Raw genomic sequence first — 20,205 nt, forward strand, 5'->3', positions numbered from 1 at the left:
TATGAAAGCAAACTTAAGAGACAGTTTACAACTGGGCATTTATAAAGTCATTAATCCTTTTGTGAGGGGATTAATTAAAATAGGATTAACGCCCAATGCGGTAACCACTATCGGTTTAGTTTTAAATATCGGGGTTGCGGTTATTTTCGTGGTGGGTGCCGAAAAATCCAATCGCGGCGACATGTCATATGTGGGCTGGGGCGGCGCCCTGGTGCTTTTTGCGGGTTTGTTTGATATGCTTGATGGCCAGGTAGCCCGACTGGGAAACATGAGTTCAAAATTCGGTGCATTATATGATTCAGTATTGGACCGTTACAGTGAAATGATTATGTTCCTCGGCATCTGTTATTACCTGGTATCACATCACTATTTTCTGAGCTCTCTTTTTGCCTTTATTGCCTTAATTGGCTCTATGATGGTGAGTTATACCAGGGCCAGGGCAGAAGGATTAGGGATAGCATGCCAAGGTGGTTTAATGCAGCGGCCGGAGCGGGTGGTTACCATTGGTGTTTTTGCCATCGCCTGCGGTATCACCGGCCATTTTATTGGTGGAGCTTATAAGATCTATGTTCCGGGCATATCTTTTCATGTTTTCGAAACCATGTCGGTTTTCACCATTCCCATTACCATGATGGCCCTTCTAACCAATATCACGGCGATTAAGCGGTTGCAGGAAGCCAAAAAAGGATTGGAAGCACAGGAACTGGCTGAAAAGAAAAGCAGCCACAAAGCTGCAATGATTATTGGCCTTACCTTTTCACTGGTTCTAATTGGTGCGGGTGTTTTACCTGCAACAGCACAAAACCCTTCGCCTCTTAGCTTTCCTGTACCGAAGAATATCAGCAATCAGTTGTTTTACCTGCAACGCGACCCCAATACCAACACCATTATCTGCCAGTTAAATGTAGATAAAAACGGAGAAGTGGTGGATCAAAATCCGGTAAATGTGTTCTGGATGCGCTATGGAGACCAGGGCGAAAAAAAGGAACTGGGATATATCCAGCGGAAATTTGCATACGGCATACAGACCAAGAGCCTCGGGAAAGATCAGTTTGAACTTCGCTTTGTCTCACATAAAAACCTGCCGATGTACCTGAATAAATCAGCCGCCGATAAAAAATACCATGTTTTTGTAACCGTAAATAATAAGAAAGTTCAAATCGAAAGAATTTTCCTCAGAATAGAAGGCGGATCTTTCTGGCTGCCTAATGTAAAATATGTGGAAATTAAAGGTTTGGATGCAAATAACCCTTCAAAAGCATTAACAGAGCGGATTAAAATTTAGCATGATGAAAAAGAATTTTGTTTCAAATTCGCCGGCATCCATCCGGATGTTTAAAAGCGATTTTATGGAAAGCCTTTCGAAGGTAAAGTATTATGTGCCGCTAATTGTATATGTTCCGGTAATTGCTTACCTGTTTTACAGATCCTTCCGGGAAGTAAATATGCCGGTAATCATTTTCGCCGGCTGGTTTTTAGCTGGTTTGGCCATCTGGACCATTACTGAATATGTTTTGCACCGTTTCGTATTTCACTTTGAACCTGAAGCCGAATGGGGTAAAAAAATTCACTTTATTTTCCATGGTGTGCACCATGATTACCCCAACGATGCCAACAGACTGGTGATGCCACCTTCGGCAAGTATACCCATGGCACTTGGATTCTATTTTCTTTTCGATTGGGTATTACCGGATACCAGGGTGTATCCGTTTTTTTCGGGTTTCATATTGGGTTACCTGTTCTATGACATGGTGCATTATGCTTTACACCATGCCAACTTTAAAAGTGGCTTTTGGAAAAGGCTTAAACAGCATCACATGCTTCACCATTATTCAGATGCAACCAAAGGTTATGGTGTAAGCTGGACATTCTGGGATAATATTTTCCAATCTAATTTCAACAAAAAATAAGATGCAGGATGATATCGCCCGGGCAAATTCGTTTTTCACGGTTAAAACAATTTATACCACCACACTGATTTCTCTGGCTTACCTGTTACTATCGGTTGTGCTGGTGGGTTTTAAAGCAGATCAGCTCATCCTGATATTGATTTTTAATTCACTGTTTTACATCTCTGCAGGAACAAGGAAGTTTATTCTTGGCTTTTCCATCTTCGTGGTCTATTGGATTATTTTCGATTATATGAAAGCCTTTCCGAATTATATTTTCAATACGGTTCATATCGCAGATTTATACCACCTGGAAAAAAAACTTTTCGGCATTCATTTTCATGGACAAGAGCTCACGCCGAATGAGTACTGGAAACTAAATACCAGTTCCTTTCTGGATGTGCTTACCGGCCTTTTTTATCTGATGTGGGTTCCGGTCCCGCTGGCCTTTGCCACCTATTTGTTTTTTAAAAACCGGAAGCAGTTTGTGTATTTCTCCCTTACCTTTTTATGGGTAAATCTATTGGGTTTCGTGGTTTATTACGCTTTCCCGGCTGCACCGCCATGGTATGTACAGGAACATGGCTTTCAGTTTATTTCCCATACTGCCGGAAACACTGCCGGTCTTTCCCGTTTTGATCATTTTTTTAATATCCACCTGTTTCAGGGGATATACAGCAAAGGTTCAAATGTTTTTGCGGCCATGCCCTCCCTACATTCGTCTTATCCTTTGATAGTACTTTATTATGCCCTGAAAAACAAGTTGGGTGCCATCAATATTTTCTTTTTCATTTTGGTTATGGGCATCTGGTTTGCAGCAGTATACAACAGCCATCATTATGTATTGGATGTTTTTGGGGGGATGATTTGTGCCGTTGTAGCCATCCTCAGTTTCAATTATTTAGTAAAATATACCCGTTTTAAAGACTATACCAGGCAGTTCATTAACAAAATCAGCAATCTGGCTGTTCAGTAATTTGTAATAACAAAAATGCCGCTTTCGCGGCATCTCTAATTACTGAATTTCTATTTGCCTTGAAACGGCTTTAGCTTCTTCTTTTTTCGGAAGGGTGAGTTTCAGAATCCCGTCCGCATAATTGGCCTGAATCCTTTCAATATCGGCACTATCAGGCAAGGTAAATGCCCTGGTGAATGCTGAATAATTGAATTCCTTTCTGGTGTAGGATTTTTCGTGATGTTCAGTTTCTGCACTTTTTTCAGTAGAAATGGTTAACATGTCTCTTTCCACGCTTACCTTAAAATCTTCCTTTTTAAGTCCTGGTGCGGCCAGTTCAATCTGGTAGGCATCAGGAGTATCTGCAATGTTTACAGATGGCAGGTTGTTGGTGCGGCGTCCTGAAAAAAATGTGTCTTCCAAAATTGATTCGAACATGTCATTAAAGCCTGGCATTAATACATTGTTCTTTTTCTCTGGATTAAATTTAACCAATGTCATCGTTTTTTCCTCCTTTTAATGTTTAAATGGACTATAAATCAATTAATGGTAGTGCTGCTATACCTGCTAGCACATCAGGGGTTAATCAAGTGCTGTGCCAATGGACTTTTTGAGTAATTAAAGCCTGAATGACTGAAAAAATTTCATTTTTGCTGCAATTTTTTCAGAAAGTAACTGTAAAATTTTCAGCTTCTGAAAGTTGTCAATAAGTCCTATAGGCATCTGCTATGATCACGGCGAACCTGATCTAAAAAAAAATCCTTTCTGTTGAATTATTCAGAAAGGATTTTTTTTACTCACTATTACTTTCATCCGAAAGGGAAAGATTGTCATCATTTATCTTTCAGGCTGAACTGCCTGACACAATATACTGATATTTAAATACAAAATCGCCATGTAACGATTAAGATAGAATAGGATAGACCTTTTACCGGAATCGATTCATATGCCAACAGCGAGGTCAAAGCAAGCCCCGATGTAAAACATTAAAATCAAATTTACACAAATAATACACAATTGTATTGTGTACAATATATATTTGCATCGTAACGATCAATAATGAAAGACCTCTTAAAATTAGAAAATCAAATTTGCTTTCCGCTATATGCCTTTTCCAGGGAACTGACAAATCTCTACAGGCCTTTTCTGGAGGAAATGGATTTAACCTATCCACAATATCTGGTGATGTTAATCTTATGGGCGGAAAAACAGCAAACAGTTAATCAGCTGGGTGAAAAACTTTATCTGGACAGCGGTACGCTTACCCCATTACTTAAAAGAATGGAGCTAAAAGGAATGCTGATGAGAAAAAGAAGCCAGATTGATGAGCGCATGGTGATCATCTCACTGACGGATGCAGGCGAAAAAATGAAAGAAAAGGCCAGCTGCATTCCGGGTAAATTGGTGGAGACATTAGGCCTTTCAATAGATGAGCTTATCCAGTTAAAGAAAATCGTAAATAAAGCGATGAAAAGATAGGCCCGTGGGATAGCAGGCAAAGCATTTATTTACCTTCATAATCATTAAATAATAGAAATGACATTAACAGATCAGCAACAGATTAACAGCATATTTCAAAACCAGAAGAGTTTTTTTGCCACCCGTAAAACACAATCTGTAAGCTTCAGGATAGAACAGCTTAAACAGTTCAGGGCAGTTTTTGTAAAACATACCGATGCCATTTGTGATGCCTTGATGGAAGACCTGGGCAAAAACAGGAAGGAAGCAGAATATGCAGAGGTGCAGCTGGTATTGGATGAACTGGATTATTGTATTGCAAATATTGAAGAATGGGCACAGCCGGTTGAAGTACCTTCAAAGCCCCGTCCCGGCGGTGAAAATGTAGTCAGTAAACTTACCCGCCAGCCATTTGGCGTAACGTATATTATTGGCCCCTTCAATTATCCGGTGCAGTTAACGTTTAGTCCGCTAATTGGTGCATTGATGACCGGTAATACGGTTATCCTTAAGCCCTCAGAAAACACACCAACCGTATCAAAAGTCATAGCCTCGATGATTGCAGAAGCTTTTCAGCCGGAATATGTAGCGGTGGTACAGGGTGGAATCGAAGAAAATACACTGCTTTTAACTTTCCCTTTTGATTACATTTTCTTTACCGGAAGTGCAAATGTGGGAAAAATCATTATGGCTGCAGCGGCAAAACAACTGATTCCGTTAACCCTTGAACTGGGCGGGAAATCGCCTTGCATTGTTCACCGGGATGCAGACCTTGATCTGGCCGCTAAACGGATTTCGACAGGGAAGTGGGCCAATTGCGGACAAACCTGCGTTGCGCCAGATTATGTTTATGTACATGAAGAGGTGAAAGGAGCTTTGATCTCCAAAATCAAATCCTATCTGAAAGAAACTTATCAGGACCAAAGCTTAGGAAAAATCGGGAAAATTGTTTCCCGGAAACAGGTGGAAAATCTGGCCGGTTATATCGCCGCCGCTCCCGAAAAATTGGTTTATGGTGGTGGCTATGCGCTGGAAAGCCGATATTTTGAAGCCACCCTGATGGATGATGTCAATTGGGAAGATGCGGTGATGCAACAGGAAATATTTGGTCCGATTCTGCCTTTTCTCAGCTATTCCAACATTGATGAGGCATTAAATGAAATTAACGGCAGGCCCAAGCCACTTGCCCTATATGTTTTTTCAGAAAATCAGGCCTTTGCAGACGATGTCCTGAACCGTACCTCCAGCGGAGATGCAGAAATCAACAGCACACTCATTCATGTAGGTTCGCACTTTCTTCCATTTGGTGGCGTAGGTGCATCTGGTTTCGGCAAATATCATGGCAAATTCAGCTTTGAAACCTTCAGCCACTTAAGGGCTGTTTTACAGATAAAAAAATAAATTCACAACAATTTTATATTCAAAATGAAAGTTTTATATACAGCAGAAGCAACTGCAACAGGTGGCCGTAACGGACACATTAAAAGCGATAATGGTATTTTAGACGTTGAGGTGCGCATGCCAAAAGCACTGGGCGGTGCAGACGATAATTATACCAATCCGGAACAATTATTTGCCGGGGGTTATGCGGCGTGTTTTGATAGTGCATTGAATTTAATCATCAAACAAGGTAAAGTAGCTACGGGGGAAACCAGCGTGAAGGCAGAAGTAAGCATTGGCCAGATCGAAAACGGTGGTTTTGGCCTGGCAGTTAAGTTAGCCGTAAACATCCCGCAGGTAAGTATGGAAGAAGCGCAGGCTTTAGCAGATAAAGCACATCAGATCTGTCCGTATTCTAATGCTACACGCGGAAACATTGAAGTAAGCATTTCAGTTACCAATCATTAATCAGAATCATTAATAAATTAAAACCAATAAAAATGGGATTATTAGAATCATTACAGTGGAGATATGCCGCTAAAAAATACGATCCGTCGAAAAAAGTAAGCGAAGAAAATATAGATAAGATTGTGGAAGCCGCCAGATTGGCACCAACTTCCTCAGGACTGCAACAGTTCAGGGTTTTGGTGGTATCCAACCAGGAACTGAAAGAAAAACTAAGCCATAATGCTTTAAACCCTGAAGTGATGGTGGATTGTTCTCATGTTTTAGTATTTGCCGCATGGGATAATTATACCGAAGAACGTATCGATGCCATCTATGACCGTACCACAGATGAAAGGGGATTGCCGCGCGGAAGGTTTTCCAGTTATACAGACAAGATCAAAGGCATTTATTTAAATGATGAAGCAGCTGAAAAAAACTTCATCCATACAGCACATCAATCCTATATTGGTTTTGCCATGTCAATTGCGATGGCTGCTGAATTGCGGGTAGACAGTACACCTGCTGAAGGTTTCGACAGTGCATTGGTAGATGAAGTATTAGGCTTAAAGGAAAAAGGATTGCGCAGTGTCACACTGTTGTACCTAGGTTATCGTGACCAGGAAGGCGATTGGTTAGCCGGAATGAAGAAAGTACGAAATCCGAAATCAGAATTTGTCATCGAGTACCGTTAGTTATTTTTATTGGAGGGAATTTTTATTTTTCCCTCCAATTGGTATTTAAACTGCACATTCGTTAATAAACCGGTCTGATCCGGTTCAGATTTAACCTGTAAAAGGAAAGCTTTGAATATGCTGCCACGGTCCGCCCAGGTACTTCCAGAGGTCGAGACCGGTTGCCACCGCAGTAAAAGGTACAAAGTGATGCTGAATATCAGAAAGTAAGGCCCTGGCCGCTGCAGGTTGAACCTTATTCTGAATGGTGATGTGTGGCCTGAATTTTTGCCTGTCCTGCGGAATCAAATCAGCCTTAAACAGATCAGCAAGATACTGATGCAGCCGCATAATTTCATCGCTGTTAATTTCATAGGCAACGCCGTTGCCCAAATGCATCGGCTTAGTGATCTCCAGCTCAAAAGCTGAACCTTTCAATTCAGTAATTTTTCCAATGGTACTATTTTCATCAGGTAATTGATGAAAAAGTGTAAGGTGTGCATCCAGGTAATTAATCGCCGGTGGAAAATGCTTTTTGCGTTCCCGGTTAAAAAATGCCTGACTTTCAGCATCTAATTGCAGGGTTAAAATGCATACACCTGCCATTATTCATTTTCTCCCTGATCAGGAAGAAGATCCGGATGGCGGTATTCCATTTCATCAGCCAGCAAACCAAGCAGCTTTTCATCAAAACCTGAATCATTTTTACAGATATGAAGTACATGACAGCTATCGGGCTCGAATGAAGCGACCATGTTGCCTTCATAAAACACGGTATACTTACAGGTTTCCCCATCGCGGAAAGGATACTGAGCCACTTCAAATTCATAGGTGTGCTGGTCTGCTTCGTGTTTTATCTTGTATTTTTCCATAATTTCAGGATGCCATAAAAAGCCCTGCATGTAGGGCAGGGCTAATATTTACGCTCTTGATGTTTTTAAAAAGGAGATTTCGGATAATGCTTTCTGGATGCCGTCTCGTTGCCTGGTTAATAAACCGATATGATCGGCATGTGTTTCCGGATGCCCGATCAAAGCATCATATTTTTCAATGGCTGCTTTTTCACCGGTTTCAACTGCGCCTAAAACAGCCACATCTTCTTTGCTGCTCAAGGCTTCCTTAATGTCGATCCAGGTTCTGTGGATCGCACCTAAAATACCACCCTCATCATTATCTGAAGATCCGCCGTGTGCGGCCAGGTGCGCCTTAAGTTCCAGTTCATAAGCCTTACGTTCGGCAGCAAACTGAAGAAAGATGGCCTTTAAATCTGCACTTTCCGTTGTTTCAGCAGCAGATTCGTATCCTTCTTTTCCATCATTTATAATCGATACCAGGCCTTTAAGGTCACTGATGATTTCTTGATTATTTTCCATTTTTTATAATTTATAGTTATAGGAGAAACTGATCTCTTCCATAATAGTTTGCGAATTTTATAAATAGCTGCATGATAAAATATGAGGAGGGATATTTAAATTGGATGCAATTTTTGCTTTCTGATCAGATCTGGTATAAAGAGCCGGCAAAAAACATGCACCTTTCCTGTTGCGTTAAGCTTGTTTTTCGTGTTCTTCAATATATTTGGCAATGGCTTGCCTGCCGCTCGTACCCGCTGCCTTAGCATATTCCTTATACTTTTCAGCGCTGATGCCGGCTTGCTGTGCCGCATATGAAATATCATTCGGATCGTTAAGATCTACTTTAGCATCATCACGACCATCGTCTTTTCTAATCTTATCCATATCAAATAAACAATATTCTGGACCATAAGGTTTAGCATTATCGCCATTGGGCAGCTATTTTCTGGCTATGTAACCGAAAAGAATCGCGCCGCATGCAAAAAATCCATTTTATCCTGAACAAATGTTAAATTTTTACTGTTGAAATAATAAGTAAGCCGCCGGAGTGCAGCATACTTTCCGGATGGATAGGCCTGGCCAGGTATCGATCCGGATGTTTAACCGGTCACAAAAATTTAACAAAATATGCTTAATCAAGATCAAAAACCATTGGTAAACCCCTTAAATAGATACCCTCAACCACCCTTTGAAAAACAGCCGCAGGAAGTTCCCGGTCTGGCTTCTAAAATGAATCCTGTTCCGGATCATGGTGAAGAAAGTTATAAAGGTTCAGGAAGGCTCGCCGGCCGCAAGGCGCTGATCACCGGTGGTGATTCGGGCATAGGCCGGGCAGCAGCCATTGCCTATGCCAGAGAAGGAGCAGATGTAGTAATTAATTATCTACCCCAGGAACAATCTGATGCAGATGAAGTGCTGACATGGATAGCAAAAGCTGGCAGAAAGGGTTTTGGAATTCCTGGCGATATCACCAGTGAAGCCTTCTGTCAATCACTGGTGGCCGAAGCCGCGGAAAAATTAGGCGGAATAGATATTTTGGTGAACAATGCCGGGCACCAGCAAGCTGTTGATTCACTCCTGGATATCAGTACAGAACATTTTGATACCACCATGAAAACAAACGTGTACGCCCCGTTCTGGATCACTAAAGCGGCATTGCCGCTGCTGCCAGAAGGTGCAGTGATTATTGCCACCAGTTCGGTACAGGCCTATGATCCTTCAGAAAATTTATTCGATTATGCCCAAACCAAGGCCGCCAATGTAGCCTTTGTCAAGTCACTGGCCAAACAACTGGGGCCAAAAGGTATTCGTGTGAATGGTGTCGCACCCGGCCCCGTGTGGACGCCCTTACAAACCAGTGGCGGGCAGCCGCAGGATGCCATCGTCAATTTCGGTGAGGTGACGCCATTGGGCCGACCGGGTCAACCGGCAGAGCTGGCCGCTATCTATGTGCAACTTGCAGACAGCGATGCCAGTTATGCCACCGGACAAATTTATGGTGCAGCAGGCGGAAACGGACATCCGTAGTGGAAATTTAGTTATCTGGAAATAGGCCGTCTCATCAGTTATCATGTGACGGCCTATTTTTTTGCCCATCACTTTTCGTGTTCAGGCAACCACCGGGCAAAAGCACTTATCGCCCTTCGGTGCCGCCAAACCTGTTGGTATTTGTCTGGTGCTTTAAAGACCGTTTTCCCGAAGGATAGTCGAAGCAGTACCGGAGGAAACTCATCCTTAACTTTTATGTTATGAAAAATAAGTGTATTATAGGAGGGCTTTAAACGAGCGCGCCAAATGCAAAATAATTCAGGGATAGATTGAAAGTAAAAAAGGTCTTTAGCAAACTAAAGACCTTTAAATGTACCCCGGAAGGGACTCGAACCCCTGACCCTCGGTTTAGAAAACCGACGCTCTATCCAGCTGAGCTACCGAGGCTCATTTTTTAATGAGCTGCAAATATAGAAGTTCTATCTATAAAGCAAAAATATATTTTAAAGAATTTTCAATGATTTTAAATTCGCAGGAATAACCAATTCATAGCGAATTAATTAGCCTTATTGCAGGCCTTGCAAATTCCCGAAACAACCAGATTCATATCTTCAATTTTAAAGCCTTTTTCAATTTTTAATGACGGAATCTTCACCTCATCCAGGCAATAAACCTGTAAACACTTACTGCAGTTGAAATGCACATGCTCATCATGGTGGTCATGTTCCGAACAGGAATTGGAGCAGATGGCATAATTAGCCGTACCCTGATTATCTAAAACCCGGTGGATAATGCCTTTCTCTTCAAAAGTTTTTAAAATCCGGTAAAGGGTTACCCGGTCAATTTCCTTGCCCACCACATTTTCCAGATAAGGCTGAGAGGTGGCAGAATCACGGTGAGATAAAATATCTAAAACCTGTAAGCGTGCGCCTGTCCTTTTCAGTCCGTTTTTAACTAAAAGATCTTCATATTGCTGTGTTTCCTTCTGGTTCATAATGTAAAATTAACGAATTACTTTGGCATTCTTAATGGATACAGGCGGTTCATAAGTGGCGTTGGTATTGGCCAGCTTCAAAATTCCTTTTACCCGGATGGGTTTATCGGTAAAATCAACCGGATCACTGAGTTCCACCATAATCATGATGGGCACACCATTCTGCCCGCAAAAAAAGCACTGATTGATGGGTAGGGTAGCCAATAAAAACCTTTGTTGTTTTTTACCGCTTTTGACCGGAATCAGGTAACCAGTCAAATCAAAATCGGCATCCTTAAAACGATTGATGGTTGGTCCGTAAATCGGGAGGAGCTCATTTTTATCGTTCAGTTCAAATTTAACGCTACCAATCACATCCCAGTTTAGCGACCGCAGTTCATCACCCGGCCGGTGCGGTTTCTGTTGTGCCGAACAAAAATTTACATAAAAAAATAAAATAATTACAGTCAGCTTTCTCATGGGATTTGTTTAGCACCTAATAAAAAGAATTCAGAACGGTCATCTCCAGAATTATTGATCACAAATTTCCCTTTTATTTTAATCGGCCTATCTGTAAAAGGGATGGCTGATACCATTTTCACCTCAATCATGGAGGGAATATCTCCACTGCCGCAGAACGGGCAAGATTCTATAGGTACAATAGACAGCATAAACTCTGAAAATTTTGCGCCCACTTTAGTAGGGTAGATGTAGCCCGGCAGTTCAATCACTTTGTTATTTAAGGCCATCAGTTCAGGAGGGAAGATACTTACCCATTTTAAGTGCTCTACCTGCTTGTCATAACGCAAACCGATTAAATTCCAGGTGGGTGTACGCATATCTTTATGTACTTTTACCTGGGCACGAAGTCCAGCGCAGCTGAAAAAAAAGAAGGCAATCAACAATACGTATTTCATTATTTATCTTTTGAAAGGGTACTGGCAATATCAACCCTGTAGGTTTGTATCGCCGGAATAATTGCTGCAATAATGCCTATAGCCATACCTGCGCCTATGAGGTATAATTCATCAGCCACAAAATAGACACCAGTAAGCCGTGCCTGGGCAGATTCCTGGAAATGACCAATCATACTTAAAGCCACATGGCCGATGACTAAACCCACTATAGCTCCTGTTAAGGTAATCAGCAAGCCTTCCAGCATCACCAGAAAAAAGATTTTGGTTCTGGAAGCACCAAGGCAACGCATAATGGCCAGGTCGTATTTTTTCTCTTTCATGGAATTAAATAAGCTGATGAAAACACTCAATGCAGATATGGCCATAATCAGAATGGCAAACCATTTCAAGGTATCAATACCCACACCGATCAAAGAAAATAACCTGGCGCTTTCCATAGCCGGAGAAGCCGCCTGCATATTTGTACTCTGGTTTACCATTCTCGGAAATACCACTACCGACATGGGCGAACGGTACTGGATCAGCAAGGAAGTAATTTCACGGTTGTTAATTTCCTTTTCCTCTTCGCCATGATGCGCTTTTTCTTCTTCATGACTGGGTTCGTGCATTTTATAAACACTGCCAATATTGGTCAGGATAAGATTATCCGTTACGTTACCCTGGGGTGCCAAGATGCCGGTAACTTTATAGGCATGTTGTTTATGCTCATCGTCGGAATTAGATAAACCGTGCGCCCCGAAAAATTTATCACCAACCTTTAATTTTGATTCCTGTGCTACCGCACTGCCAATAGTGGCATCAAGATCTTTATTCCAGAAAGTCCCTTCAGCTATTTTTAAACCATATAAGCCTGTAAACGTAGAATCTGTGCCCACGATCCGGTAACCCTGATAATTATCACCAAGTGCCAGCGGAACGGCACGTTTTACCATCGGGTTATGCATCAGCTCCTGCGCATCTTTAGCCGGAATATTGCCTGTCGGAAAATCAATATGATAAATGCTGCTTAAAATGAGCTGCAGCGGACTGCCTTTCGCGCCTACCACCAAATCAATATCTTTAGAATTGCTTTCCAGTTTATTGCCGATTTGTGTGGAGGCCAGAAAAAGTATCGACAAAATACCTACTCCAAACGCCACCAGGATGATATTTAATACGGTAGTGAGCGCATTTCCGGATAAGTTTTTTGTACTTAGTTTTAATATGTTCATGATAATAGATATTCTTGACTTAGACGGTTTCTCACTCTGTTATCATGTGTAGCCACAATTAAAGCCGCGCGGCTTGATGCAGCCTGTTCTGTTAACAATGATATCACATGTTCAGCATTTTCGTCATCCAGGCTGGAGGTTGGTTCATCAGCAATCAGCACCGAGGGATGATTAACCAATGCCCTTGCGATAGAAACCCGCTGCAGCTGCCCCTGGCTTAACTCACTTGCAAAATTTTTGGCTTTGCCAGCCAGCCCCAGCGTATCCAGCAACATCAGAATCCGCTTTCCGTCCACAGGTAAACCTGCAAAGGAAGAAGCAATAGCAATATTATCATAGATGTTTAAAGTCTTGATCAGGTGTGGCCGCTGGAAAACAACACCTATTTTCTGCCCCCTGAACTGATCGGTTTTTTTAGGAGACAAAGCATACAGATTGGTACCATCAATTTGTACATGTCCGCTCTTTGGTTTCAATAAACCAGCCAGGATATGAAGTAAAGTTGTTTTTCCGCTACCAGACGATCCAAGTAACAACCATTGTTCCTGATCTTTAATTTCCCAGTCGGGAAACTGCATCGATGGTGCCTGGTGATATTGATGAACTAGAGATTGGATGCTGATCATAATTTGTGGCGTGAGATTAAACGGATATTTTTAATGGCATAACGGCGATAAATTTCCTGCCCGTCGTTGGTTGCGTGCCGGCAGGCGGGGTTCATCATGCAGATTGCGCTCAGGGCAGTGATAAATAAAACTTTAATCTTTCTGTTCATGGCTGCAAATATATTTTGTTTTCTTTTTAGAAGGATGTTAAATCGAAATTGATACAAAAAATTAATGTGTACAACTCTTGCTCAGTCTGATGTTCAGAAAATGCGCAAAGGCAATGGCGAAACCTCCGGCCGGAATCAGTATGGGTTCCAGCACATCTATTCCCGCAAAATGCCCGGTAAAGATGAATATAAAACCCATAATCAGGATCATAATGGGTAGTTTCCGGCGATGCGTATTCCTGTATGATTTACTTAAAGACCATATGCCTAAAACCATCGAAAATAAAATCATGGAGATTTCAATAATGGGATGCGCCAGAAATTCCAGTCCCCATAACGGCAATAAGGTTAAAATAAAAGGAAGCAGTGCACAATGTATGGCACAGGCAGTAGATGCGGTAATCCCGAGTTTATCGAGGTTTATAGCTTTGATCATTTTCATAAGTGATTACTGATACAAATATAAAAGCAATATTGTTGCATTATTAAAATTGTAGTTATATTTGCAACTTAATTGCATTATTATGATAAAGAGATTGCCTGTAACCGTATTAAGCGGTTTTTTGGGAAGTGGTAAAACCACCTTACTTAACGCCATTTTAAAAAATAAACAAGGATTGAAAGTCGCGGTGATTGTAAATGACATGAGCGAAATCAACATCGACGCGCAACTGGTTAATCGTGAAGGAAGTTTATCTAAAACAGAAGAAAAACTGGTGGAAATGAGCAATGGCTGCATCTGCTGTACCCTAAGGGAAGACCTGATGTTGGAGGTGGAAAAACTGGCCAGAGAAAACAGATTTGATTATTTACTGATTGAAAGCAGTGGCATATCCGAACCGATTCCGGTTGCACAAACTTTCTCTTTTGTGGATGAAGCATCAAATATCGATTTGGGCAGGTTCAGCTATCTGGACACCATGGTTACGGTGGTTGATGCATCTAATTTCTACCGGGATTTTGGTACCGCCGAAATATTGCTGGACAGAAACTGGGCCGATGATTCGGCAGATAAAAGAACCATTGTTAACCTGTTAACGGATCAGATTGAATTTGCAGATGTCATCCTGATCAACAAACTGGATCTGGTAACGACTCATGACGCCAATTTAATTGAAGCTTTAATTAAAAAATTAAACCCAAAGGCCAAAATTCATCGGACAGTTTTTAGTGAACTGGATCCGGCATGCGTTTTAAATACCAATCTGTTTAATTTCGAAGAGGCTTCTGCGGGTACGGCCTGGAAAAATGAACTGGATCAAGTTCATGTGCCTGAAACAGAAGAATATGGCATCAGTTCCACTGTTTTTACAGCAAAAAGGCCTTTCCATCCGGAACGATTCTGGAATTACCTCAACCAGGAGTTTCCGACGAATATTATCCGTTCAAAAGGTATTTTCTGGATAGCTGCCATGCGCAATGTGGCTATTAATTTCTCGCAGGCCGGCGGTTCGTTAAGAATAGAATATGCAGGTGCCTGGTGGGCAAGCATGAATGAAGCCGAAAGAAATAGTCATGATGATTACCTTGAAAATAAAGAAATGATTATTAGTAACTGGGATCCGATTTTTGGCGACAGGCAAACAGAGCTGGTTTTTATCGGACAGGAACTTGATATTGAGGCTTTAAAAAATGAATTGCAGAAATGTTTAATTACCGATTCAGAAATCGTGGCTTACCGAAATAATTTGCTTTTTGAAAATCCTTTTGAGCAGGTAATCTGACATATCGACTAAATTCTAAAAATAAAATTTGCTTAGTTTAAAATTAAATTTAGATTTGTCTAAATTTAATTTTAGATAAACTGAATTATGGAATTTATACTGTCGCTGCTCTTTACCCTTTTTTCTACATTGGTCTTTGGGCAAACCAGAACCATTAGTGGCCGCATTACCAGCGAAAAGATACCATTGGAAAACATAACCGTTAAAATACAGGGTGCCGGTCAGTCTACAACATCAAATCATTTGGGTCAGTACACACTTAATTATAAAGGAAACGAAGCGGTATTGGTTCAGTTTTCTGGTGTTGGATTTCAGTCTGAAATGGTGAGAGTATCAGTCAGCGGAAACAGCCTTCAGTACGACATCAACCTGAAAGCCCAGGCGGCTGATTTAAACGATGTGGTCATTACAGGCGTGAACAGGGCAACAGCATTGCGGAAAAGCCCGGTACCGATTGCTGTTTTATCCAAAAAAAACATGGATCAGCAGGTAAATACCAATTTAATAGATGCCATTGTTAAGGGAATTCCCGGCGTTACGGCAGTAACCACCGGGCCAAATGTTTCCAAGCCGTTCATTCGCGGATTGGGTTACAATCGTGTACTTACCTTGTATGACGGACTGAGGCAGGAAGGCCAGCAATGGGGAGACGAGCATGGTATAGAGGTGGACGAATATGGGATTTCGAGAGCAGAAGTGGTAAAAGGTCCGGCCAGTTTAACTTATGGATCTGATGCCCTGGCTGGGGTGATCAATATGATTCCATTGAACACTGCATTGGCAAATGAAAAATTGGTGGGTGATTTCACCACTAACTACCAAAGCAATAATGGGCTGGTTGCCGCCTCGCTGGGCCTGGCTTATCGAAAAGAAGACTGGAAATATACCTTCAGGGCCAGTGGAAAAACCGCACATAATTACCAGAACAAGGTTGACGGACTGGTTTACGGAACAGCTTTTAGAGAATATAATTTATCAGCAGGTGCAAGGGTAGATAAAAACTGGGGCTATTCCAAAACGGCAGTTACATATTATGACAACCTGATGGAAATTCCGGATGGGAGCAGGGATTCACTCAGCAGAAAATTTACCACACAGATACTTGATGATGGCGATGACATCAAGAACCGCCCGATAGTACCTGAAAGTGCATTAAATAGTTACACGATCAACCCTTTGCACCAGCATATCCAGCATTTCAGATTGTACAACACCAGTCAGTTCAAGCTTGGTACCGGTGATTTAAATGTGCTTATTGGTGGCCAGCAAAGTATTCGCCGTGAATATAATCATCCAACAATGTCTGGCCAGGCTGGTTTATATGTGGTGCTGAATACCTTTAATTATGATCTTAAATATAACCTGCCAGATTTTTCAGGCATTCAAAGCACTTTAGGCATAAATGGAATGCTCCAGGGCAACAGGAGTAAGGCGGCGACCGATTTTCCCATTCCGGATTATGACCTGTTTGATATCGGTGCCTTTTATTTTGCCCGTAAATCATTTGGAAAAATAGATATCTCAGGTGGCTTAAGGGTAGATCGGCGAAACATCAGCTGGAATAATTTTTATGTGGGTACGGATCCGCAGACTGGTTTTGGTAAAAAAGTTACCGACACTGATCCCAAAGGCGATTTACAATTCCCTGCATTCAGTAAGAATTATTATGGCCTGTCCGGAAGCCTTGGACTTACCTACAATGTATCAGAAAAACTATTAATCAAAGCCAATATTGCCCGTGGTTACCGCGCGCCGAATATTACCGAAATCGGCTCAAACGGACTTGATCCTGGCGCACACATTGTTTACCTGGGCAACAGAACATTTAAACCAGAATTTAACCTGCAACAGGATCTGGGTATCATTGCCTACCTTAAAGATGTTGATCTGAGCCTGGAAGTATTCAATAATGATATTCAGAATTACATTTACCAGTCGCGCTTAACAGATGATAATGGCAACCCGGTGGTGATTGTGCCCGGTAATTTAACGTATCAGTACCAGCAATCAAAGGCCAGGCTTTATGGTGCTGAGTTCAGCTTCAATCTTCATCCTTCACAGTTTAAATGGTTAAATTTTAATAATAGCCTGGCTTATGTGGTTGGTTTGAATAAAAATAAAACCTTGCTAGATCTTCACGGTCAGGATGCGAAGTATTTACCTTTTATTCCACCCCTGCAAATCCGTTCTGAACTGAAAGCAACTGCTCAGCATCCCATCGGTTTTTTAAACCAGCCTTATGTTAAGATAGATGCGGCTATTTTTGCTGATCAAAACAGGTTTTATGCATTGGATAATACCGAAACCTTTACCAAAGGCTATACCCTGATTAATCTGGGGATCGGCTCTACCATCAAATCCAAAAAGGAAAAAACACTGATGGATATTTTTATACAAGTGGATAACATATTCAATGTGGCTTATCAGTCACACCTGAACCGCCTTAAATATTTTGAATATTATAACGCCACGCCAGGTGGAAGATCAGGCATTTATAATATGGGCAGAAACATCAGCTTTAAAATGATTGTTCCGTTTTAACTGAACTTGAAATCAGCAGGGTGAATATGTTGTCGATTTTTCTATATTTATACCTTATGGAAGAATCATTAAGTGAACAGAGACTGGCTTTTTTAAGGCAATCTGTTGGAAAAGTCATGACCAATTCACCATCAAACTATATGAACTGGCTGGCTCCCGTATTGGTTAAAGCAGAAAGTGGTGTGTTGGTTTGCAGGTATACCATTCGAAAGGAAATGACAAATCCGTACCAGATTTTACATGGCGGTGTAACTGCCGGAATTATTGATGATTTAATTGGTGCAACAGTGTACACCATGGGCCTGAATGATCGGTATACCACAGTAAATAATTATATAGATTACTTTGCCCCGGCAGCAGAAGGCGATGAGATTGTGGCCGAAACAGCAGTTGTTAAACGGGGGAGAACCATTTTAAATTTACAATGTGAAGTGTTTTTACCTTCAAGAAAACGGCTGATTGCTAAAGGCTATTCCAATATGTTAAACATAGGTTAACTTATTCCTGCAGGCTTTGCGATTATTTATTAATTCCTTAAAACTGATGAAACATTCATTGTGATTTCTTGTTGTATCTTAACCAGAAATATAATGAGCCATGTTAGAAAATTATTCATCCCTGCAATTCATTGTGAGAGGCAAGATTTTTAAAGGATTTTGCATGCGCATTCAAGACGATTTTCATGAAACTTATGCTGTTGTTTTAGACGGTTACCATTCTTTTTGTATCTGGTTAGACCATAAAACAGAAAAATGGTGTGCTTCTAAACACATAGCAATTGAGCCCGATGCGATTGATGAAATTATCAACAGAATTTCAGTTCCGCCGCAAGTTTCTTAAATCCTGACCCGTAGTGCTCATCACATAAAAAATCTCTGACCCATACCGGATCAGGGATTTTTTATTTAATACCTTATTAAGATGGAGTGCTACGAGCTGAACTGATCAAAAAACAATTTAGCATTCATATGCAAATCATACTGTTACTTAACCAAAAAACAGGTAACAAATGCCAATCGCTGTACATACTCCAACCAAGTCAGCAAGTAACATTGATCCGATGGCGTAGCGCGTATTTTTAATCTGCACGGATCCAAAATAAACCGCAACAACATAAAAAGTAGTATCAGATGCACCCTGGAAAATACCGGATAACCGGCTTGCAAAAGAATCAGCACCATAGGTTTCCATGGTACTCACCATCATGCCCCTTGCAGCACCGCCACTCAAAGGCCTGATTAATGCGGTAGGAAGTCCCTCTACAAAACGTGTATCCGTTCCAAAATAAACAAAAACACTTTTAATGGCATTGATCACCACATCGAAAGTGCCGCTGGTACGCAGTAAACTGATGGCCACCAGCATGCCCACTAAATAGGGAATAATATTGATTGCCGTTTTAAATCCATCTTTCGCTCCCTCAATAAAAGCATCAAATACATCTATTTTTTTATATAAGGCTCCCAATACAATAACCAGGAAAATCAATAAAATTAAGCCGTTGCTTAATATACCGGAGAAAGACTGAATACCAGCGGCATCCAGTGACCTGATGTAAAGTACCAGGCTGGCGATAACGGCAGATAAACCGAAGATCCAGCCGATAACCACCGGTTGCAGGAGGTTAATTTTCTGTTTAAATGAAACAATAAGCATAGCCGCCATGGTACCTACAAAAGTTACAATGAGGCAGGGAATAAAAACATCAGTAGGATTAGAGGCATTTTGTGAAGCCCTGATGGCAATTACACTTACCGGAATTAAACTTAAACCAGCTGCATGCAGGCATAAAAACATAATCTGTGCGTTGGAAGCCGTATCCTTTTGCGGATTCAGTTCCTGCAAACTTTCCATCGCCTTCAATCCGAAAGGTGTTGCGGCATTATCAAGTCCCAGTAAATTGGCAGAAAAGTTCATGATCATGTGGCCCATGGAAGGATGTCCTTTTGGAATATCCGGAAATAGCTTAGAGAAAAATGGCCCAACAATTCTGGAGAGCAACCTGATGCCGCCTGCCTTTTCGGCAATACTCATCAAACCCATAAACAATGCCAGAATACCAATTAATTTAAGACAAAGTTCTACCGCAACCCAACAGGTTTGAATGATGCCATCCAATTTGAGTGGATTGGCAGCATCATCCGCTTTCCCAATCACCATCCAGCTGAAAATGTCAGTTTGCCCTAAAAAGAAACACTTTATACCAGCCACTACAATGGCAACGATAATGAATGCAGACCAGATCCTACTTAATGCCATTGGGTTTGTTTAGTTTATTTTAACGGGATGAAAATAACTTTTTTAAATGAAAGTATAAAAGGGAGTTTAGAGTTCTTAGTCGGGAGTAGTGAGTTCCAGGTGCATAAAAATCAAAAAGCCCATCATCTTTAATTTTTCAAGCAAGGATGATGGACTTATATT

25 protein-coding genes and 1 tRNA gene are annotated in these 20,205 nt (G+C 41.3%); 12 read left to right on the forward strand and 14 right to left on the reverse strand.

Annotation, left to right across the window (positions count from 1 at the left end):
- Position 1: 1 nt before the first annotated feature.
- Genes OQ267_RS18135 through OQ267_RS18145 form a run of 3 tightly spaced genes read left to right on the forward strand, consistent with a single transcriptional unit; the run spans position 2 to position 2,865 of the window.
- Positions 2–1,285: a DUF4833 domain-containing protein gene (locus OQ267_RS18135; protein WP_265837332.1), complete on the forward strand. Its 1,284-nt coding sequence runs from the start codon at positions 2–4 to the stop codon at positions 1,283–1,285.
- Positions 1,286–1,289: 4 nt separating this feature from the next.
- Positions 1,290–1,910 (forward strand): sterol desaturase family protein, encoded by a 621-nt coding sequence (locus OQ267_RS18140; RefSeq protein WP_265837333.1) that lies wholly within the window; start codon positions 1,290–1,292, stop codon positions 1,908–1,910.
- A 1-nt stretch (position 1,911) separates the two neighbouring features.
- The gene (locus OQ267_RS18145; RefSeq protein WP_265837335.1) at positions 1,912–2,865 is read left to right on the forward strand and encodes a phosphatase PAP2 family protein; all 954 of its coding nucleotides are present in this window, start codon (positions 1,912–1,914) and stop codon (positions 2,863–2,865) included.
- Between the two features lie 39 nt (positions 2,866–2,904).
- On the opposite strand, the gene OQ267_RS18150 is transcribed toward OQ267_RS18145, so the two are convergent.
- Complete coding sequence (locus OQ267_RS18150; RefSeq protein ID WP_265837336.1) at positions 2,905–3,345, reverse strand: Hsp20/alpha crystallin family protein; 441 nt, start codon at positions 3,343–3,345, stop codon at positions 2,905–2,907.
- A gap of 558 nt (positions 3,346–3,903) precedes the next feature.
- Between OQ267_RS18150 and OQ267_RS18155 the strand changes: the two genes are divergently transcribed.
- The 4 genes from OQ267_RS18155 to OQ267_RS18170 are packed head-to-tail and all read left to right on the forward strand — an operon-like array spanning position 3,904 to position 6,821.
- Positions 3,904–4,323 carry a MarR family winged helix-turn-helix transcriptional regulator gene (locus OQ267_RS18155; protein WP_265837338.1) on the forward strand — a complete coding sequence of 140 codons (420 nt, stop codon included), beginning with the start codon at positions 3,904–3,906 and terminating at the stop codon, positions 4,321–4,323.
- Between the two features lie 57 nt (positions 4,324–4,380).
- Positions 4,381–5,703: an aldehyde dehydrogenase family protein gene (locus OQ267_RS18160; protein WP_265837339.1), complete on the forward strand. Its 1,323-nt coding sequence runs from the start codon at positions 4,381–4,383 to the stop codon at positions 5,701–5,703.
- Between the two features lie 24 nt (positions 5,704–5,727).
- The gene (locus OQ267_RS18165; protein ID WP_088301763.1) at positions 5,728–6,150 is read left to right on the forward strand and encodes an organic hydroperoxide resistance protein; all 423 of its coding nucleotides are present in this window, start codon (positions 5,728–5,730) and stop codon (positions 6,148–6,150) included.
- 32 nt (positions 6,151–6,182) lie between these two features.
- Positions 6,183–6,821: a nitroreductase family protein gene (locus OQ267_RS18170; protein ID WP_265817939.1), complete on the forward strand. Its 639-nt coding sequence runs from the start codon at positions 6,183–6,185 to the stop codon at positions 6,819–6,821.
- Positions 6,822–6,911: 90 nt separating this feature from the next.
- On the opposite strand, the gene OQ267_RS18175 is transcribed toward OQ267_RS18170, so the two are convergent.
- The 4 genes from OQ267_RS18175 to OQ267_RS18190 all read right to left on the reverse strand — a co-directional run bounded on the left by OQ267_RS18175 (position 6,912) and on the right by OQ267_RS18190 (position 8,539).
- A complete protein-coding gene (locus OQ267_RS18175; protein WP_265837341.1) occupies positions 6,912–7,406 on the reverse strand; it encodes a 2'-5' RNA ligase family protein in 495 nt (164 codons plus the stop codon).
- Positions 7,406–7,672, reverse strand: coding sequence for a hypothetical protein (locus OQ267_RS18180; protein ID WP_265837342.1), 267 nt, complete (start codon positions 7,670–7,672; stop codon positions 7,406–7,408). The genes OQ267_RS18175 and OQ267_RS18180 overlap by 1 nt, the downstream gene beginning before the upstream one ends.
- 48 nt (positions 7,673–7,720) lie before the next feature.
- Positions 7,721–8,173, reverse strand: a complete 453-nt coding sequence (locus OQ267_RS18185) for a ferritin-like domain-containing protein (protein WP_265817942.1) — start codon at positions 8,171–8,173, stop codon at positions 7,721–7,723.
- 174 nt (positions 8,174–8,347) lie between these two features.
- Positions 8,348–8,539, reverse strand: a complete 192-nt coding sequence (locus OQ267_RS18190) for a hypothetical protein (protein WP_088301758.1) — start codon at positions 8,537–8,539, stop codon at positions 8,348–8,350.
- 243 nt (positions 8,540–8,782) lie between these two features.
- Between OQ267_RS18190 and OQ267_RS18195 the strand changes: the two genes are divergently transcribed.
- Positions 8,783–9,682, forward strand: a complete 900-nt coding sequence (locus OQ267_RS18195) for an SDR family oxidoreductase (protein WP_265837343.1) — start codon at positions 8,783–8,785, stop codon at positions 9,680–9,682.
- Positions 9,683–10,016: 334 nt separating this feature from the next.
- On the opposite strand, the gene OQ267_RS18200 is transcribed toward OQ267_RS18195, so the two are convergent.
- The 8 genes from OQ267_RS18200 to OQ267_RS18235 form a co-directional block, all read right to left on the reverse strand.
- Positions 10,017–10,090 (reverse strand) — tRNA-Arg (locus OQ267_RS18200).
- A 109-nt stretch (positions 10,091–10,199) separates the two neighbouring features.
- Positions 10,200–10,637 carry a Fur family transcriptional regulator gene (locus tag OQ267_RS18205; RefSeq protein WP_088301665.1) on the reverse strand — a complete coding sequence of 146 codons (438 nt, stop codon included), beginning with the start codon at positions 10,635–10,637 and terminating at the stop codon, positions 10,200–10,202.
- Positions 10,638–10,646: 9 nt separating this feature from the next.
- Positions 10,647–11,096, reverse strand: a complete 450-nt coding sequence (locus OQ267_RS18210) for a hypothetical protein (protein ID WP_265837344.1) — start codon at positions 11,094–11,096, stop codon at positions 10,647–10,649.
- Positions 11,093–11,533 (reverse strand): hypothetical protein, encoded by a 441-nt coding sequence (locus OQ267_RS18215; protein WP_088301666.1) that lies wholly within the window; start codon positions 11,531–11,533, stop codon positions 11,093–11,095. Before OQ267_RS18215 ends, OQ267_RS18210 begins: the two co-directional genes overlap by 4 nt.
- A complete protein-coding gene (locus OQ267_RS18220) occupies positions 11,533–12,744 on the reverse strand; it encodes an ABC transporter permease (RefSeq protein ID WP_265837346.1) in 1,212 nt (403 codons plus the stop codon). Before OQ267_RS18220 ends, OQ267_RS18215 begins: the two co-directional genes overlap by 1 nt.
- Complete coding sequence (locus OQ267_RS18225; protein ID WP_265818043.1) at positions 12,741–13,370, reverse strand: ABC transporter ATP-binding protein; 630 nt, start codon at positions 13,368–13,370, stop codon at positions 12,741–12,743. The genes OQ267_RS18220 and OQ267_RS18225 overlap by 4 nt, the downstream gene beginning before the upstream one ends.
- A complete protein-coding gene (locus OQ267_RS18230) occupies positions 13,367–13,519 on the reverse strand; it encodes a hypothetical protein (protein WP_172406514.1) in 153 nt (50 codons plus the stop codon). Before OQ267_RS18230 ends, OQ267_RS18225 begins: the two co-directional genes overlap by 4 nt.
- Before the next feature lie 61 nt (positions 13,520–13,580).
- Entirely contained in the window at positions 13,581–13,961 is a 381-nt protein-coding gene (locus tag OQ267_RS18235; protein ID WP_088301669.1) for a MerC domain-containing protein, read from the reverse strand.
- Between the two features lie 82 nt (positions 13,962–14,043).
- Between OQ267_RS18235 and OQ267_RS18240 the strand changes: the two genes are divergently transcribed.
- The 4 genes from OQ267_RS18240 to OQ267_RS18255 all read left to right on the forward strand — a co-directional run bounded on the left by OQ267_RS18240 (position 14,044) and on the right by OQ267_RS18255 (position 18,624).
- Positions 14,044–15,243 (forward strand): GTP-binding protein, encoded by a 1,200-nt coding sequence (locus tag OQ267_RS18240; protein ID WP_265837348.1) that lies wholly within the window; start codon positions 14,044–14,046, stop codon positions 15,241–15,243.
- Between the two features lie 87 nt (positions 15,244–15,330).
- Positions 15,331–17,784 carry a TonB-dependent receptor gene (locus tag OQ267_RS18245; protein WP_265837350.1) on the forward strand — a complete coding sequence of 818 codons (2,454 nt, stop codon included), beginning with the start codon at positions 15,331–15,333 and terminating at the stop codon, positions 17,782–17,784.
- Positions 17,785–17,840: 56 nt separating this feature from the next.
- Positions 17,841–18,281 carry a PaaI family thioesterase gene (locus OQ267_RS18250; RefSeq protein ID WP_265818047.1) on the forward strand — a complete coding sequence of 147 codons (441 nt, stop codon included), beginning with the start codon at positions 17,841–17,843 and terminating at the stop codon, positions 18,279–18,281.
- 100 nt (positions 18,282–18,381) lie between these two features.
- Positions 18,382–18,624: a hypothetical protein gene (locus OQ267_RS18255; RefSeq protein WP_088301672.1), complete on the forward strand. Its 243-nt coding sequence runs from the start codon at positions 18,382–18,384 to the stop codon at positions 18,622–18,624.
- 147 nt (positions 18,625–18,771) lie between these two features.
- On the opposite strand, the gene OQ267_RS18260 is transcribed toward OQ267_RS18255, so the two are convergent.
- Positions 18,772–20,043 carry a nucleoside recognition domain-containing protein gene (locus OQ267_RS18260; RefSeq protein WP_088301673.1) on the reverse strand — a complete coding sequence of 424 codons (1,272 nt, stop codon included), beginning with the start codon at positions 20,041–20,043 and terminating at the stop codon, positions 18,772–18,774.
- Between the last annotated feature and the right edge of the window lie 162 nt (positions 20,044–20,205).

Origin of the sequence: Pedobacter sp. MR22-3 (genome assembly GCF_026240075.1) — a bacterium.
Lineage (GTDB): Bacteria > Bacteroidota > Bacteroidia > Sphingobacteriales > Sphingobacteriaceae > Pedobacter.

Excerpts from the sequence above, each read along its gene's own strand:
- OQ267_RS18215 (WP_088301666.1), bottom strand. The coding sequence starts at position 11,533 with ATGAAATACGTATTGTTGATTGCCTTCTTTTTTTTCAGCTGCGCTGGA.
- OQ267_RS18240 (WP_265837348.1), top strand. The coding sequence starts at position 14,044 with ATGATAAAGAGATTGCCTGTAACCGTATTAAGCGGTTTTTTGGGAAGT.
- OQ267_RS18155 (WP_265837338.1), top strand. The coding sequence starts at position 3,904 with ATGAAAGACCTCTTAAAATTAGAAAATCAAATTTGCTTTCCGCTATAT.
- OQ267_RS18135 (WP_265837332.1), top strand. The coding sequence starts at position 2 with ATGAAAGCAAACTTAAGAGACAGTTTACAACTGGGCATTTATAAAGTC.
- OQ267_RS18260 (WP_088301673.1), bottom strand. The coding sequence starts at position 20,043 with ATGGCATTAAGTAGGATCTGGTCTGCATTCATTATCGTTGCCATTGTA.
- OQ267_RS18205 (WP_088301665.1), bottom strand. The coding sequence starts at position 10,637 with ATGAACCAGAAGGAAACACAGCAATATGAAGATCTTTTAGTTAAAAAC.
- OQ267_RS18170 (WP_265817939.1), top strand. The coding sequence starts at position 6,183 with ATGGGATTATTAGAATCATTACAGTGGAGATATGCCGCTAAAAAATAC.
- OQ267_RS18235 (WP_088301669.1), bottom strand. The coding sequence starts at position 13,961 with ATGAAAATGATCAAAGCTATAAACCTCGATAAACTCGGGATTACCGCA.
- OQ267_RS18160 (WP_265837339.1), top strand. The coding sequence starts at position 4,381 with ATGACATTAACAGATCAGCAACAGATTAACAGCATATTTCAAAACCAG.
- OQ267_RS18250 (WP_265818047.1), top strand. The coding sequence starts at position 17,841 with ATGGAAGAATCATTAAGTGAACAGAGACTGGCTTTTTTAAGGCAATCT.
- OQ267_RS18210 (WP_265837344.1), bottom strand. The coding sequence starts at position 11,096 with ATGAGAAAGCTGACTGTAATTATTTTATTTTTTTATGTAAATTTTTGT.
- OQ267_RS18185 (WP_265817942.1), bottom strand. The coding sequence starts at position 8,173 with ATGGAAAATAATCAAGAAATCATCAGTGACCTTAAAGGCCTGGTATCG.
- OQ267_RS18150 (WP_265837336.1), bottom strand. The coding sequence starts at position 3,345 with ATGACATTGGTTAAATTTAATCCAGAGAAAAAGAACAATGTATTAATG.
- OQ267_RS18245 (WP_265837350.1), top strand. The coding sequence starts at position 15,331 with ATGGAATTTATACTGTCGCTGCTCTTTACCCTTTTTTCTACATTGGTC.
- OQ267_RS18195 (WP_265837343.1), top strand. The coding sequence starts at position 8,783 with ATGCTTAATCAAGATCAAAAACCATTGGTAAACCCCTTAAATAGATAC.
- OQ267_RS18190 (WP_088301758.1), bottom strand. The coding sequence starts at position 8,539 with ATGGATAAGATTAGAAAAGACGATGGTCGTGATGATGCTAAAGTAGAT.
- OQ267_RS18175 (WP_265837341.1), bottom strand. The coding sequence starts at position 7,406 with ATGGCAGGTGTATGCATTTTAACCCTGCAATTAGATGCTGAAAGTCAG.
- OQ267_RS18145 (WP_265837335.1), top strand. The coding sequence starts at position 1,912 with ATGCAGGATGATATCGCCCGGGCAAATTCGTTTTTCACGGTTAAAACA.
- OQ267_RS18165 (WP_088301763.1), top strand. The coding sequence starts at position 5,728 with ATGAAAGTTTTATATACAGCAGAAGCAACTGCAACAGGTGGCCGTAAC.
- OQ267_RS18140 (WP_265837333.1), top strand. The coding sequence starts at position 1,290 with ATGAAAAAGAATTTTGTTTCAAATTCGCCGGCATCCATCCGGATGTTT.
- OQ267_RS18225 (WP_265818043.1), bottom strand. The coding sequence starts at position 13,370 with ATGATCAGCATCCAATCTCTAGTTCATCAATATCACCAGGCACCATCG.
- OQ267_RS18255 (WP_088301672.1), top strand. The coding sequence starts at position 18,382 with ATGTTAGAAAATTATTCATCCCTGCAATTCATTGTGAGAGGCAAGATT.
- OQ267_RS18230 (WP_172406514.1), bottom strand. The coding sequence starts at position 13,519 with ATGAACAGAAAGATTAAAGTTTTATTTATCACTGCCCTGAGCGCAATC.
- OQ267_RS18180 (WP_265837342.1), bottom strand. The coding sequence starts at position 7,672 with ATGGAAAAATACAAGATAAAACACGAAGCAGACCAGCACACCTATGAA.
- OQ267_RS18220 (WP_265837346.1), bottom strand. The coding sequence starts at position 12,744 with ATGAACATATTAAAACTAAGTACAAAAAACTTATCCGGAAATGCGCTC.